Origin of the sequence: Microbacterium sp. MTN4-26 (assembly GCF_042846595.1) — a bacterium.
GTDB classification, from domain to species: domain Bacteria; phylum Actinomycetota; class Actinomycetes; order Actinomycetales; family Microbacteriaceae; genus Microbacterium; species Microbacterium luteum.
The window spans coordinates 17,920-31,582 of record NZ_BTGO01000006.1; the positions used below are offsets into that span (position 1 = coordinate 17,920).

Consider the following 13,663-nt stretch of genomic DNA (forward strand, 5'->3'; position numbering starts at 1 on the left):
TCAGTATGTCGGCGGTCAGCGCTGGATGCGGTCGAGGTGCAGCATGCGCGCCAGGTTCTTGTCGAGCTCGTCGTCGCGGAAGATCTTCTTCCAGTCGTCCTTGATGATCGACTCGCGGCCGTAGTCCATCGCGATCAGGCACGCGTCGCTGAACGGGTTGTCGCCGCGCAGGCCGTTGGCCAGAGCGACCTGGGTGTGCCCGTAGAGGATGCTCCGCGCGGCTGCTTCCGGCACGCCCATGGTGTGGATCGCCTCGTCGAGCGCCTCGTTCAGCAGCGACCCGATCATGCAGGCGACGGTCTCGACGAGAGTCGGCTCGAGCTGGGCGAGCTGCTTGACGGTGACGAAGTGCACGTCGATGACGGGAGCGTAGATCGCGCGGACGGTCGCCTCGACGATCTCCCTGTGTGCGGGGTCGTCGCTCTCGACGGCGGCGATCGCGTCCTGCGGGGCGGCGATGCCGCCGAAGGTGTCGGCCCACTCCTCCTTGGTCGTGCGCTCCAGGAACACGGACGGGTGGCAGGGGTGCGCGACGGCCTGGACGACGTCGTCGCGCGTGGTGAGCAGCCCCGCGTATGCGGCGGCGGGGTCGAGCGTCAGCACGATCGCCCCGGCCTTCATCTGCGGCACGAGGTCGGCGGTGACGGGCCCGAGGGCGAGGTCGGGCACGGCGAGCACGACGATGTCGGCGTCGGCGACGGCGGTCGCGGCATCCGACAGCTCGCGGCCCGCGTCGAGGGTGCGCTGCTGCCCGGCGGGCGAGGTCTCGACGTACCAGACGGTGTGGTCGGTGCGGACGAGGTTGTTGGACACGCGCATGCCCATCTTGCCGCCCGCGCCGATGACGGCGATCTTGTACGTGGTCGTGGTCTCGGCGGTGGTGCTCATGACGTGCTCCTCAGGTAGTCGACGGTGTTGCGGGTCCATTCCCGCTCGGTTCGGATGGTGGTCTCGGCGTCGCCCTGCCAGGACAGCCAGTGCTCGACGATCTCGTTGACGCCTCGCGCGCGCGGGCCGACGGTCTCCAGCAGGTGCGCATAGTCGTGCAAGCCCTCACCCATGCGGGCTCCGCCGTAGGTGAATCCGACCCAGCCGGCCTGGCGTGCGAAGGCGAAGTCCTTCACGTGCACGTTCTTCACCCACGGCGCCGTCGCCTCGACGCAGGCGCGGGGGGACTCCAGCCGCGCGACGACGTTCGCCGGATCGAGGCAGATCCGGAGGCGGTCGCTGTCGACGCGCTCGATGAGCCCGATGAGGTCGGCGGTCGGGAGCTGCTCGTACGTCTCGAGCGCGAGGGTCACGCCGGCGGCTTCGTAGTCCGGGATCGCTGCCCGCAGCGCGCTCTCCGCCTCGGCGAGCGTCGGGCGCGTCGTGGGTCCGTTCACCATGCTCCGCACCAGCCGGGCATCGAAGACATCGGCGAGCTCGAGGAAGCGCGAGAGGCGATCGGGTTCGATGCCCTTGGTGCCCAGCTCGATCGCGACGCCGAGGTCGCGCGCGGCGGCTGCCGCGTCGGCGAGGTCGCGCGCGGTCATCGACTCCAGCGGGGCGTAGTCGCAGATCTGGAACAGCTCGACGCCCATCTCGCGAGTCGCTTCGAGAGCGTCGACGAGCGACAGCGGAGCGGGCACCCGATCGGAGTGCTGCCAGAAGAAGGCGTACGTGCCCAGGCCGATCACGACGCGCTCCGGGCATCGGCGAGGGCGGCGGCTTCGTCGATCACGGCGAGCAGGTTGTCCGGATCGTGGGCGAAGCGGCCGAGGAAGAGGCCGTCCGCTGCGCCGTCGAGGCGGGCGAGGAGGCCGGGCCCGGCGGATCCGCCGTAGATGACGACGCTCCCGGCGCGGCCCGCGTCGGCGTCGATCGCGCCGCGCAGGGCGCGCGTGACGGTCGCGATGTGGTCGTCGGGTGCGGGCTCGGTGGCGCCGATCGCCCAGACCGGCTCGTAGGCGACGACGACCGGTCCGGCCGGAGCGCCCTCGAGGTCCGCGGCGAGCTGGTCGAGATTGGCGGAGGCCGCGTCGGCGCCGCTCATGCGGGCATCCTCGCCGATGCAGAGCACGGGGGTCATGCCGTGCTCGAGCGACGCGGCGGCCTTGCTCGCCGTGACCTCGTCGGTCTCGCCGAAGAGCCGCCGGCGCTCGGCGTGGCCGATCTCGGCGACCTGAACCCCGACCTCGGCGAGTTCGGCGGCGGTGATCTCACCCGTGAACGCGCCCGGCGGGTGGGCGGAGACATCCTGCGCCCCGACGAGCACCGGAGTCGCCGCGAACGCTTCGATCGCAGCCGGGATCTGCAGGTAGGTGGGGATGACGAAGAATCGCACCCGACCGTCGGCGATCGCCGGGTGGGCCTGCAGTCGCGGTGCGACCTCAGCGAACCAGTCGCGCGCGCGGGCGTTGCCGAAGTAGGTCTTCAGGCTCACACCGACGGTGACGGGTGCGGTCATCAGCAGGATCCGGTCTGCTCGTACGCGCCGATGACGGCGACCTTCTCGGCGGAGGCCGAGCTCGGGTCGAAGCGGTAGGTGAGCCACTCGCGCACGAGACGGCGGGCGAGCTCGATGCCGACCACGCGCTGACCCATCGTGAGCACCTGCGCATCGTTGGAGAGCACGCCGCGCTCGACGGAGAACGAGTCGTGGGCGGTGACGGCGCGGATGCCGGCGACCTTGTTGGCGGCGATCGCGACGCCGAGGCCCGTGCCGCAGATCAGCAGGGCCCGGTCCGCCTCGCCGCGCGCGACGCGCTCCGCGGCTTCGATCGCGACCTTGGGGTAGGGGGTGTGCCCGTCGGCATCGACGCCGACATCCACCACCGACGCGACACCGGGGTTCTGTTCAAGGTCCTTCTTGAGGATCTCCTTGTAGTCGTAGCCGGCGTCGTCGCAGCCGATGATCAGGCGCAGCGGTGTGGTGTCGGACATGTCAGTTCTCCTCGGGGGTCGGATCGGCGAGCATCGCGCCCACCGCGCTGGCGATCAGGGCGAGCGAGTGCGCACCCGGGTCGGGGGTTCCCACGCTGTGCTCGCCGTGCGTGCGCGCACGGCCCATGCGGGGGAGGAGGTCGGCCGTCGCAGCGGCGGCCTCGGTCGACGCCTTCGCGGCAGCCGTCCACGCGGCGGCGAGGTCGCGCGAGGCGACCTGTGCGGTGAGCGTCTCGGCGAAGGGAACGAGGGCATCGACGAGGGTCTTGTCGCCGACCTCGGCCTTGCCGTAGGCCATCACGCCGCGAGCGGCCGCATCCACCCCGCGCGCGACGGCGGTCGGCTCGGGTGCGCCGGCGTCGCCGAGCTCGGTGGCGATCGACGACAGGATCACGCCCCACAGCGCGCCCGAGGTGCCGCCGGCCCGATCGGACCACGCATCGGCGGCGCGCTCGAGCGTCGTGCGGGCCCCGGCGCCGGCGGTGACGGCGTTCGTGGCGGCGGCGAGGGCGGCGTGCGAGCCGCGCTGCATGCCGATGCCGTGGTCGCCGTCGCCGGCGACGGAGTCCATCCGGCCGAGTTCGTCGACGTGGGTGTCGATCGTGTCGACGAGGGTCCGAAGCGCCGTGTGGACGAGCCGGGCGGCCCGTCGCGAGGCGTCGTCGGCGTCGGGGATGGCGTCGATGTCGCCGTCGGCGACCTCAGCCGCGTCGGCCTGGGCGACGGGACCCACCGAGCCGCGCCGGTAGGCGGGGGTGTCGACCGGCGTCTCCCAGAGGCCGGCGAGCTCGTCATCGAGCCAGAAGAGGGTGAGCGAGGTGCCGGCCATGTCGAACGACGTGCAGTACTCGCCCACGTGCGGGTCGACGACCTCGACCCCGGCGTCTTCGAGCAGCCGGGCGATGCGCCGGTACACGACGAACATCTCCTCGTACTTGAGCGATCCGAGCCCGTTGAGGATCGGGACCACGCGCGCTCCCGGCACCGTCACGCCGTCGGGGATCTCGCCGAGCAGGCGAGAGACGAGGAGGTCGGCGAGCTCGTCGGCGGTGGGGATCGCCGCCTCGTCCACCCCGGGTTCGCCGTGGATGCCGAGGCCGATCGCCATGCGTCCCTCGGGCACGGTGAACAGAGGTGCGCCGGCACCGGGGAGGGTGCACCCGCTGAAGGCGACGCCGAACGAGCGGGTGCGGGCGTTGGCGTGGGCGGCGATGCGTGCGACCTCGCCGAGATCGGCGCCGGCCTCCGCCGCAGCGGCCGCGCTGCGGAAGACGGTGAGGTCCCCGGCGATCCCGCGACGCTTGTGCGCCTCGGCCGCGGGGGCGCTGGCGACGTCGTCGGTGACCGTGACGGTCTCGCATCGGATGCCCTCGGCGCGCAGGCGCTCCTGCGCCGCGTCGAAGTTGAGCACGTCGCCGGCGTAATTGCCGTAGCTGAGGAAGACGCCGCCGCCGGCATCCGCTGCCTTCGCCACCGCGTACACCTGCTGCGTCGACGGCGAGGCGAAGAGGTTGCCCATCGCCGCGCCGTGCGCGAGACCCGGACCGACCAGCCCGCCGAATGCGGGGTAGTGCCCCGAGCCGCCGCCGACGACGACGGCCACCTGGCCCGAGGGAACGACGGTGCTGCGCACGACCCCGCCGGTCACGCGTCGCACCGAGCGGCCATTGGCAGCGACGAAGCCGTCGATCATCTCGTCGGCGAAGTCGGCCGGATCGTTCCACAGTCGCGTCATTGCGGCTCCTCACAGCGATGATCGATGCGCGGGTGCGCAACCCCCATCTTCCACAACCGGTTGACCAATTGCAAACAACCGGTGGACCAATCTTCGCCCACGATGATCGGACCGGATAGGTTGATCACCATGCCCGCCTACTCCGACGACCGCTCGGCCGCGATCGCATCGGCGCTCGCCGCCGTGCCCGCCGGCTCGCCGGTGTCGGAGGTCGCGCGGCGCCTGCTCGACCTGTTCACGAGCGGATCCATCGCGGCCGGCACGCGGCTCCCGCCGGAGCGCCACCTCGCGGCGACTCTCGAGGTCGGCCGCTCCGCCGTGCGCGAGGCGCTCGCAGCGCTCGAGATCCTCGGCATCGTCGACGTGCGTCCCGGTTCGGGCACCTACCTGCGTGGAACGGCCAGCGAGCTGCTGCCGCAGACGCTGCGGTGGGGGCTGCTGATCGGCGAGCGGAACACCGCCGAGCTGCTCGAGCTGCGCTCGGGCCTGGAGATCTTCGTCGCTCGCCTGGCGGCCGGGCGGGTCGACGAGAGCTCCCTGGCCGGCATGCGCGCAACGGTCGATCGGATGCGCGCGTCGGTCGACGATCTTCGGGCCTTCGCCGCGGCGGACCGCGATTTCCACCTCGCCCTCGCCGCCGCGGCCGGGAACGGCGTGCTGGTCGATCAGCTCGACGTCGTGCGCTCCCTCCTGCGAGTCTACGCCGACCGGGCGGTCCACGACGCCGACGCGGCTCGCGTGGCGGTCCAGGAGCACGCCACGATCCTCGCGGCTCTCGAGCGCGCCGACGCCGACGCCGCTGCGTCGGCCATGGCGCTGCACATGGCGACGGCCTCCGCGCGCCTCGCAGACGCCTGAATCGTCGCCGCCCGGCGGACGCCTGCCGCTCCGGGTGTTCACGCGGCATTCAGGTGTCGTATCCCTCGCCGGCCATGTCCCGCCGGAAAGATGCCGGGCATGCGCGAGCACACCGCCCTGAGGTTCCTCGACGGGCTGAGGTTCGGGCCGATGCACCGCCGCGTGTGGTGGCTGTCGGCGATGGGCATCATGCTCGACGGCTTCGATTTCTTCATCATCGGCGTCGCCTCGCCGCTCATCGTCGCGCAGTGGAGCATCACGCCCTTCGAGACGGGTCTGCTCACGAGCGCCGCCGTCCTCGGGGCGATCGTGGGAGCAGCCCTCATGGGGCCGCTGTCGGATCGGATCGGCCGCAAGATCGCCTTCCGGATCGATCTGGCCATGTTCGTCGTGTTCTCGCTGGCGTCGGCCTTCGCCCCCGACATCTGGTGGCTCATCGCCTTCCGCTTCCTTCTCGGCGTCGGAATCGGCGCCGACTACCCGATCGCCGCCAGCTACGTGTCCGAGATCTCTCCCCGCCGGCTGCGGCCGCGGCTGCTCATCGGCGCCTTCAGCTTCCAGGCGGTCGGTCAGCTCCTGGGTGCCCTCGTGGGATTGGCCGTGCTGCTGCTCGACCCGCACCCGGAGGCGTGGCGGTGGATGCTCGCCGCCGGCGTCGTCCCCGCCACCGCGATCGTGATCCTGCGGCGCGGGGTGCCGGAGAGCCCCATGTGGCTGGCGTCGCAGGCGAAGTATCTCGAAGCGGCCGCCGCGCTCTCCCCGTTCGCGGGGCGGACGGTCACGGTCAGCGAGCTCCACGACAGGTCCCCGTCGGAGGGCCACGCGGTGCTCGTCGCCGCGACCCGCACCGTGCCGTCCGCTCGCCGTGGCGCCCTCTTCTCCGCTCGGCACCGAGCCGCCACCGTGCTGACGAGTGCGCCCTGGTTCCTCATGGACATCGCGACCTACGGCGTCGGCGTGTTCACGCCGACCATCCTCGCCGCACTCGCGCTCGGATCCGCCGCGAACACCCCTTACATCGCCGACGACATCGTCTCGACCGAGGGTGCCGCGGTGCTCGACATCTTCCTCGTCGTCGGTTTCGCCGCGGCGATCCTCCTCGTGCGCCGACTCGGTCTGGTCGCGATGCAGTCCGTGGGCTTCTTCGTGATGGCGGGGGCGCTCGTCGTGCTCGGCGCGACCGAACTGATGGCGCAGTCAGCGCTCCAGCTCGCGATCGTCTCCCTCGCCTTCGCGGCGTTCAACCTGTTCATGAACGCCGGACCCAACGCGACCACCTTCGCGATGCCGACCGCCGTCTTCCCCGTCGAGGTGCGCGGTGCCGGCGCCGGCTTCGCGGCCGCTGCCGGCAAGGCGGGCGCAGCGGTGGGAACGTTCTTCTTCCCGCAGCTCCAGGCCGGGATCGGACTGTTCGGAACGCTGTCGATCATCGCCGCCGGCTGCGCCGTGGCGGGCGTCGTCACGATCGTGCTGCGGCGCCTGGTCAGTCCGCGTGAGGTCGTGCCGGACGCGCCGGGCGGCGCGGCGCCGGTTCCGGTCGGCTGACCGCGCGGCCGCGCCGCGGGGCCGCACGGCCGTCTGTCAGCGGGATGGGCGTCGTCTGGGCGATCGGCTCGCTGAACTCCTCCGGCGTCGGCCGCACCACGGACAGTGGGCGGGTCTCGTCGATCGTGAGGCGGAAACGGCGAGCCTCGTGGCGGTGCACACGACCCGACGACAGCAGCCAGACGAGGCCGATCGAGAAGGCGACCACGCCGGCTCCCGCTCCGACGAGAATGCCCACGCGCGGGCCGAACGCGTCGACGACCGCGCCGACGATGGGTGCGCCGAACGGCATGCCGCCCATGAGCACCGCCATGTAGAGCGCGAGCACCCGGCCGCGCAGGGCCGGCTCCGTCGTCGTCTGCACGTAGCCGTTGGCCGTCGTGAGCATCGTCACGATCGAGAACCCGAGGAACATGAGCGTGATGGCATACGCCCAGTACACGGGCATGTAGGCGCCCACCGCCGCGGAGACGGCGAACAGCCCGACACCGAACAGGATGATGCGGAAGCGGGCGCGGTCGCGGCGCGCGGCCAGCAGCGCGCCCGTCAGGGAGCCCACGGCGAGGATCGAGCTCAGGAGACCGAAGCCGTCGGCCTCCTGGCCGAACTCGATCGCCATCGTGGAGGCGTAGATGGGGAAGTTCATGCCGAACGCGCCGATGATGAACACGATCACGAACGTCACCAGCAGATCGCTGCGGCGCGCGACGTAGCGGAAGCCGTCGGCCAGGCGCGCCCGGCCCTGGGCCTTCGCGCGCGGGACCAGTTCATCGGGGCGGATGATCGCGAGCGCGGCGATCATCCCGACGAAGGTCAGGGCGTTGATGACGAACACCCAGCCGGTGCCGACCGCGACGATCACGACGCCCGCGACGGCGGGGCCCAGCATGCGGGCGGAGTTGAAGGATGCCGCGTTCAGCGCGATCGCGTTCGAGGCGTTCTCGCGGGCGACGAGGTCGGAGACGAACGCCTGCCGGGTGGGGTTGTCGAACGCGGCGACGATGCCGAGCACCAGCGCGAAGCCGTACATCAGCGGCAGCGACATCGCCCCGACCAGAATGAGGAGGCCGATCGCGCCGCCGAGCAGCATGAGGGCCCCCTGCGTGATCATCAGCAGGCGCCGCCGGTCGAAGCGGTCGGCGACCCATCCGGTCACCCCCACCAGCAGCAGCGGCGGACCGAACTGCAGCGCCATGGTGACCCCCATCGCGCCGGCGTCGTTGTCGGTGAGCACGGTCAGCACCACCCAGCTGAGGGCGGTCGCCTGCATCCACTGGCCCACGTTCGACACCAGGGCGCCGATGAACCACACGCGGTAGTTGAAGACCGAGAAGGAACGGAACATGCTCATCGTGCGGCCAGCTCCTTCATGATCTCGGATGCGGCCGCGAGCGTGCGCCGCTGCGCGGGGGTGAGTGAGGCGAGGCCGTGATCGAGCCACGCGTCGCGCCGGCGCACGGTCTCATCGACGACGTCGCGTCCGGGGCCGGTGAGGGCGATGTTGACCTTGCGGCGGTCGGTCTCATCCGCGGTGCGGCTGAGAAATCCGAGCTCTTCGAGGCAGTTCACGGTGCGGTTCATCGACGGAGCCGTCACGCGCTCGCGCTCGGCCAGCTCGCTCAGCGTGTGCGGGCCGTGGACCTTGAGCGCGGCGAGCACGGCGAACTGGCCGTCGCTCATGCTGTCGATCGCGCGTTCTGCGCGGAGGCGTCGGGCCAAGCGGAAGGTCGCCATGCGGAAGTCGGCGGCGGAGATGTCGCGTTCGAGTTCGTCGGCGTGAACGGCTGCTGGGGCGGTGGTGGGTGTTTCGGGAGAGTCCATGCGGTTCTTTAGCATAGCTCATTAGTCCTGCTAAAGGAATGTCGGCGGACGTGCTGCGCCTAGACTCGGCCCATGCCCGAGTTCATCGACGCACACGGGGTCGCGATCGTCTACGACGTGCACGCCGCCCGCACGCCGGCCCGCGGAGTCGTGCAGCTGCTGCACGGCGTCGGCGAGCACGCCGGCCGCTACGCCGCCCTCATCGAGGCGCTCACCGCCGACGGTTTCACCGTGTACGCCGACGATCACCGCGGGCACGGCCGCACCGGCCTCCGTCAGCACGGCGGCTCCGGCAAGCTCGGCCGCCTCGGCAAGGGCGGACATCGCGCCGCCGTCGACGCGCTGTGGCGGTTCACCCGGCTCATCCGTGACGAGAACCCCGGTCTGCCGCTGGTTCTGCTCGGCCACTCGTGGGGGTCGTTCCTCGCGCAGAAGCTCGTCAATGCGCATCCCACCGCCTACGACGGTCTGGTGCTGTCGGGTTCCGCGCTGCCGTGGCCCGGCACCCTCAACTCCGGCCCGCTGAACAAGCCGTGGAGCGGTCCGGATGCGACCGGCGTCGAGTGGCTCTCGTCCGACCCCGCGACCGGCGCCGCGTTCCTCGACGATCCGCTCACCACGGCCACGCCGATGCTGCAGCTGTTCGGTCCCTGGAACACCCTCCAGGTGCTGTCGCGGCCGAAGCGCGGTCTGGCGCGCGACATTCCGACACTGATGCTGGTCGGGAGCGAGGACACCGTGGGGGGTCCGAAGAGCGTGCATCGCCTGGCGGATGCCTACCGGCGTCGGTCGGGGTTCGGCGATGTCACGACACTGGTCTACCCCGGCATCCGCCACGAGGTCTTCAACGACGTGGCCCAGGCCGAGGTGCGAGCCGACCTCTCGGCATGGCTCGACGCGCGCTTCCCCGTGCGGGTCTGACGCGCGTCGAGCCGCCGATCAGTTCGCGACGTTGCCGCCGCGCGCCGCGCCCGAGCGTCCGCGCCCGCCGCGGCGCGACCGGCGCCGACGGTTCGACGGCGCTTCGGCCGGGTTGTGCGCCGCGGCCGACCCCTGGGCGCCCGCCCGCTGACGCTGACCGTGCACGGCGCCGCCGTGGCCGGCCGCGGGCTTGTCGCCGCGAGCCGAGCGGCTCTGGCCGCCCGCGCGCTTCTGGCCGCCACCGGACTGCTTCTGTCCACCGGTCGATGCGACCGGAGGGGCGGGCTTCACCGCGGGGGCGGACTCCCCGACGAGCTCGGCGACGGTCGCGTGCGCGGCGTCGACCGGCTCCAGGGCCGCCGTGATCTGCGCCTTCCGCAGCAGGTCCTTCACCTCGCGGCGCTGCGCCTCGAGCGCGATCGTCACGACCACGCCGTCGGCACCCGCGCGTGCGGTGCGGCCGGAGCGGTGCAGGTACGACTTGTGCTCCACGGGCGGGTCGACGTGCACGACGAGCTCCACGCCGTCGACGTGCACGCCGCGTGCGGCGACGTCGGTGGCGACGAGCACGCGCACGCCGCCGGCATCCGGGTTCGCGCCGAAGGCGGCGAGGTTGCGCTCGCGCGCGTTCTGCGACAGGTTGCCGTGCAGGTCGACGGCGGGAATGCCGGCCGCGGTGAGCTGCTTGGCGAGCTTCTTCGCCTGGTGCTTGGTGCGGGTGAACAGGATGCGGCGGCCGTATCCCGAGGCGATGCGGCGCACGAGGGCGGTCTTGGCCTCGGCGTCGGCCGCGACGAAGACGCGGTGGATCATCGTGCCCTCGGGCACCGAGGACTCGTCGACGGAGTGACGCACCTCGTTCTGGAGGAACTTCGACACGAGGGTGTCGACGCCACGGTCGAGGGTGGCCGAGAAGAGCATGCGCTGACCACCCTGCGGCGTGGCCTTGAGGATGCGGGTCACGCCGGGCAGGAATCCGAGGTCGGCCATGTGGTCGGCTTCGTCGAGCACCGTGACCTCGATGCGGTCGAGCTTGACGATGCCCTGCTGCATGAGGTCCTCGAGGCGACCGGGGCAGGCCACGACGATGTCGACGCCGGCGCGGATCGCGTCGGCCTGCGGACGCTGGCTGACGCCGCCGAAGACGGTGGTGACCGTCAGGCCGGTCGCATCGGCGAGGGGCTTGATGGTCGCCGCGATCTGCGAGGCGAGCTCGCGCGTGGGGGCGAGGACCAGTCCGCGCGGGTGCCCGCCGGTGCGGCGGGCGGCGTTCGCGCCGGAGAGGCGCGCGACCATCGGAAGCGAGAACGCGATCGTCTTGCCGCTGCCGGTGCGGCCGCGGCCGAGCACGTCACGGCCGGCGAGGGCGTCGGGCAGGGTGTCGCGCTGGATCGGGAACGGCTCGGTCACGCCGCGCGAGGCGAGGGAGGAGGCGAGGGTCTCGGGCACGCCGAGAGCGAGGAAGGAGGACATGGGGGAGTGCTTTCTGACAGAGCGCGGCACGCGAGAAGTCGCGGGGCGCGGGGTGGGCGACGGCGCGGGATCGCGCATCGGTTCGCCGATCGAGAAGAAGTCGCGGCTCGGGAGGCCGGAAAGCGTATCGTCGACGCAGCGGCAGGAAGCCGCACCACGACGGTAGCACGCCGACGCTCGAGGCGGCTGGGAGGCCCGTTCCGTGGCTATCGGGTGCGCAGGTGATCCGGGCGCCGGAGGAAGCAGACGGCCACGACGCCGAGCGCCATGACCGCGGCGGGAAGCAGCATCGACTGGGCCATCGCGGTGGCGAACGGGCCGGCCAGGTCGGCGGGGAGCTCGGTGGCGGCGGCGACGTCACCCGCAGCCGATCCGGCGGGCAGCTGTGCTCGAGGCTCAGCTGCATCATCGCCGCGATCGACGATGATCCGAGCACCGATCCCACGGTGCGGGTGGTGTTGTAGATCCCGGCGCCCGCCCCCGCCTGATGGCGCGGAAGATCGCGGGTGGCCGTCGTCGCGAGCGGTCCCCACATGCCCGCGTTGCCGATCCCCATCATCGCCGCCGGGATGAGGAACGCCCAGACCGGCGTGTCCATGTTCATGAGCGCGGCATACAACACGAGGGCGCCCGTGACCGTCAGCAGTCCCGGCACCAGGAGAGCGCGCGGATCGACGCGGTCGAGCAGGCGTCCGGCCAACGGGGAGAGCACGCCGGCGAACACGGCCGTCGGCACGAGCAGCAGGGCCGCCTGCGTCGGCGAGAGTCCCCGGGCGAGCTGGATGAAGAACATCAGCGGCAGCGACATGCTCGTGACGGTGAACCCGACGATGGCGACTCCGGCGCTGGCGAGCGCGAAGTTGCGATCGCCGAACAGTCCCAGCGGCACGAGGGGCTCGCCCCGTGTGAGCTTCTGCTGCCAGAGGAACAGCCCGAGCACGACGACACCGGCGCCGATCATCACCCACACCCACGGCGCCCAGTCATACGCCTCACCCTCCTGAAGCCCGAAGACGATGAGGAACAGTGCGGTGGCGCTCAGGACGACGCCGACCACGTCGAAGCGGTGCGGCTGCCTGCCGAGGTCGGGCACGAGCATCCATGCCAGAACGAACCCGACGATGCCGACGGGGATGTTGATGAAGAAGATCCACTCCCACCCGAGGCCGTCGACGAGGAAGCCGCCCGCCAAGGGGCCGACGAGCATCGCGACGCCGGATGTTCCGCCCCACAGCCCCATCGCCGCGCCGCGCTGACCGGCCGGGAAGGTGCGGGTGATCACCGCCATCGTCTGCGGGGTCATCATCGACGCGCCCAGCCCCTGCACCGCGCGGAACGCGATGAGCGCGCCGAGCGTCGGCGACAGGCCGCACGCGAGGGACGCCAGGGTGAACAGCGCGAGACCGCTCAGGTAGATGCTCTTCGGGCCGAACCGGTCGCCGAGGCGTCCGGTGATGAGCAGCGGCACGGCGTACGCGAGCAGGTAGGCGCTGGTGACCCACACGACGTTGTCGAGGTTGGCGGTGCCCGGGTCGAGGGCGGCCTTGATGGCCGGGTTCGCGACGGCGACGATGGTGGTGTCGACGAGGATCATGAAGAACCCGATGATCAGCGCCCACAGCGCCGGCCACGGGCTCCGGGGGCGTGTGTCGACTGCGCCGGTTCGTGCGTGGGTCTGGGTCATTCGCGCGCCGCCTTCCGCTGAGCGAGATAGTGATCGCTCTTTTTGCCGGCGGCGGCGTGGCCCCAGGGCAGCTGCGGATTCTGCAGGCGTCCCAGGAAGTCCGCCAGCCAGATCGTCTCGGCCACGCACAGGGCCCGTTCGCGGTCGTCCTCGACGAGGAACTGCTCGTCGACGGGAACCCGCCGGGCGGCGGCGAGGCTCTCCTCCAGTTCCGCGAGGTCCTGCGTGAGCCGTGCGAGCCGGCGCGTCAGCAGATCCCGCACCTCATCGCGCGGCAGGTTGTGGGCCTCGGACAGGGCGATCCGGAAGTCGCCGGGACGATCGATCCGCTCGAGCTCGTCCCGCAGCCACGATCGCATCGCGTCGCCGCCGGAGGGCAGGAGCGTGTACGTGGTGCGCTCCGGCCGATTCCCCTCGCGGTCGACGCCGACCTCGGCGATCAGACCGTCGCGCTGCAGTCGCGCGACGGTGTGGTACATCGTCCCGTTGGTCACGCTGAGCATGCGGTCGTCGTGTCGCTGCTTCATCAGGCGCAGCATCTCGTACGGATGCATGTCGTCCTCATCGAGGAGGGCGAGCACCATCAGGCTCAGCGGCGTCAGTCGGCGCGCGGTCATGAATACTCCGAATCGATTAGCCCAATTGGACTATACCGGACGAGTCGTCCTCGCGGGCCGACGGCCGGGCGCCGTAGGCTGGCA

12 protein-coding genes and 1 pseudogene are annotated in these 13,663 nt (G+C 71.5%); 3 read left to right on the forward strand and 10 right to left on the reverse strand.

What is annotated here, in order from left to right:
* Positions 1 to 15: 15 nt before the first annotated feature.
* Genes ACGG9C_RS06320 through ACGG9C_RS06340 form a run of 5 tightly spaced genes read right to left on the reverse strand, consistent with a single transcriptional unit; the run spans position 16 to position 4,660 of the window.
* Positions 16 to 888, reverse strand: a complete 873-nt coding sequence (locus tag ACGG9C_RS06320) for a phosphogluconate dehydrogenase C-terminal domain-containing protein (protein ID WP_194383856.1) — start codon at positions 886 to 888, stop codon at positions 16 to 18.
* The gene (locus tag ACGG9C_RS06325) at positions 885 to 1,679 is read right to left on the reverse strand and encodes a sugar phosphate isomerase/epimerase (RefSeq protein WP_194383855.1); all 795 of its coding nucleotides are present in this window, start codon (positions 1,677 to 1,679) and stop codon (positions 885 to 887) included. The genes ACGG9C_RS06320 and ACGG9C_RS06325 overlap by 4 nt, the downstream gene beginning before the upstream one ends.
* On the reverse strand, positions 1,676 to 2,449 hold the full coding sequence (locus ACGG9C_RS06330) for a triose-phosphate isomerase family protein (RefSeq protein ID WP_390178409.1): 774 nt from the start codon (positions 2,447 to 2,449) through the stop codon (positions 1,676 to 1,678). Before ACGG9C_RS06330 ends, ACGG9C_RS06325 begins: the two co-directional genes overlap by 4 nt.
* Positions 2,449 to 2,925, reverse strand: a complete 477-nt coding sequence (locus ACGG9C_RS06335; RefSeq protein WP_071044991.1) for a ribose-5-phosphate isomerase — start codon at positions 2,923 to 2,925, stop codon at positions 2,449 to 2,451. The genes ACGG9C_RS06330 and ACGG9C_RS06335 overlap by 1 nt, the downstream gene beginning before the upstream one ends.
* A gap of 1 nt (position 2,926) precedes the next feature.
* Positions 2,927 to 4,660 (reverse strand): dihydroxyacetone kinase family protein, encoded by a 1,734-nt coding sequence (locus ACGG9C_RS06340; protein WP_390178410.1) that lies wholly within the window; start codon positions 4,658 to 4,660, stop codon positions 2,927 to 2,929.
* A gap of 129 nt (positions 4,661 to 4,789) precedes the next feature.
* Between ACGG9C_RS06340 and ACGG9C_RS06345 the strand changes: the two genes are divergently transcribed.
* Together ACGG9C_RS06345 and ACGG9C_RS06350 are read left to right on the forward strand one after the other, a co-directional pair.
* Positions 4,790 to 5,518: a FadR/GntR family transcriptional regulator gene (locus tag ACGG9C_RS06345; protein ID WP_390178411.1), complete on the forward strand. Its 729-nt coding sequence runs from the start codon at positions 4,790 to 4,792 to the stop codon at positions 5,516 to 5,518.
* A gap of 99 nt (positions 5,519 to 5,617) precedes the next feature.
* Entirely contained in the window at positions 5,618 to 7,063 is a 1,446-nt protein-coding gene (locus ACGG9C_RS06350) for an MFS transporter (protein ID WP_390178412.1), read from the forward strand.
* Here the strand turns inward: ACGG9C_RS06350 and ACGG9C_RS06355 are convergent.
* The gene (locus ACGG9C_RS06355) at positions 7,002 to 8,408 is read right to left on the reverse strand and encodes an MFS transporter (RefSeq protein WP_194385594.1); all 1,407 of its coding nucleotides are present in this window, start codon (positions 8,406 to 8,408) and stop codon (positions 7,002 to 7,004) included. The two genes, ACGG9C_RS06350 and ACGG9C_RS06355, sit on opposite strands and share 62 nt — an antisense overlap.
* A gap of 2 nt (positions 8,409 to 8,410) precedes the next feature.
* Positions 8,411 to 8,884 carry a MarR family transcriptional regulator gene (locus ACGG9C_RS06360; RefSeq protein WP_071044986.1) on the reverse strand — a complete coding sequence of 158 codons (474 nt, stop codon included), beginning with the start codon at positions 8,882 to 8,884 and terminating at the stop codon, positions 8,411 to 8,413.
* A gap of 72 nt (positions 8,885 to 8,956) precedes the next feature.
* On the opposite strand from ACGG9C_RS06360, the gene ACGG9C_RS06365 reads away from it, so the two are divergent.
* A complete protein-coding gene (locus tag ACGG9C_RS06365) occupies positions 8,957 to 9,805 on the forward strand; it encodes an alpha/beta fold hydrolase (protein WP_390178413.1) in 849 nt (282 codons plus the stop codon).
* Between the two features lie 18 nt (positions 9,806 to 9,823).
* Here the strand turns inward: ACGG9C_RS06365 and ACGG9C_RS06370 are convergent, their stop codons facing one another.
* The 3 genes and pseudogenes from ACGG9C_RS06370 to ACGG9C_RS06380 form a co-directional block, all read right to left on the reverse strand.
* Positions 9,824 to 11,278, reverse strand: a complete 1,455-nt coding sequence (locus tag ACGG9C_RS06370) for a DEAD/DEAH box helicase (RefSeq protein WP_071044984.1) — start codon at positions 11,276 to 11,278, stop codon at positions 9,824 to 9,826.
* A gap of 206 nt (positions 11,279 to 11,484) precedes the next feature.
* Positions 11,485 to 12,962, reverse strand: a pseudogene (locus ACGG9C_RS06375) (DHA2 family efflux MFS transporter permease subunit).
* The gene (locus ACGG9C_RS06380; RefSeq protein WP_071044982.1) at positions 12,959 to 13,579 is read right to left on the reverse strand and encodes a PadR family transcriptional regulator; all 621 of its coding nucleotides are present in this window, start codon (positions 13,577 to 13,579) and stop codon (positions 12,959 to 12,961) included. The pseudogene ACGG9C_RS06375 and the gene ACGG9C_RS06380 overlap by 4 nt, the downstream one beginning before the upstream one ends.
* Positions 13,580 to 13,663: the final 84 nt, after the last annotated feature.

Bases quoted from the DNA above. Each gene is read 5' to 3' on its own strand.
- ACGG9C_RS06330 (WP_390178409.1), bottom strand. From the start codon at position 2,449: ATGACCGCACCCGTCACCGTCGGTGTGAGCCTGAAGACCTACTTCGGC.
- ACGG9C_RS06335 (WP_071044991.1), bottom strand. From the start codon at position 2,925: ATGTCCGACACCACACCGCTGCGCCTGATCATCGGCTGCGACGACGCC.
- ACGG9C_RS06320 (WP_194383856.1), bottom strand. From the start codon at position 888: ATGAGCACCACCGCCGAGACCACGACCACGTACAAGATCGCCGTCATC.
- ACGG9C_RS06370 (WP_071044984.1), bottom strand. From the start codon at position 11,278: ATGTCCTCCTTCCTCGCTCTCGGCGTGCCCGAGACCCTCGCCTCCTCC.
- ACGG9C_RS06365 (WP_390178413.1), top strand. From the start codon at position 8,957: ATGCCCGAGTTCATCGACGCACACGGGGTCGCGATCGTCTACGACGTG.
- ACGG9C_RS06350 (WP_390178412.1), top strand. From the start codon at position 5,618: ATGCGCGAGCACACCGCCCTGAGGTTCCTCGACGGGCTGAGGTTCGGG.
- ACGG9C_RS06340 (WP_390178410.1), bottom strand. From the start codon at position 4,660: ATGACGCGACTGTGGAACGATCCGGCCGACTTCGCCGACGAGATGATC.
- ACGG9C_RS06380 (WP_071044982.1), bottom strand. From the start codon at position 13,579: ATGACCGCGCGCCGACTGACGCCGCTGAGCCTGATGGTGCTCGCCCTC.
- ACGG9C_RS06345 (WP_390178411.1), top strand. From the start codon at position 4,790: ATGCCCGCCTACTCCGACGACCGCTCGGCCGCGATCGCATCGGCGCTC.
- ACGG9C_RS06360 (WP_071044986.1), bottom strand. From the start codon at position 8,884: ATGGACTCTCCCGAAACACCCACCACCGCCCCAGCAGCCGTTCACGCC.
- ACGG9C_RS06355 (WP_194385594.1), bottom strand. From the start codon at position 8,408: ATGTTCCGTTCCTTCTCGGTCTTCAACTACCGCGTGTGGTTCATCGGC.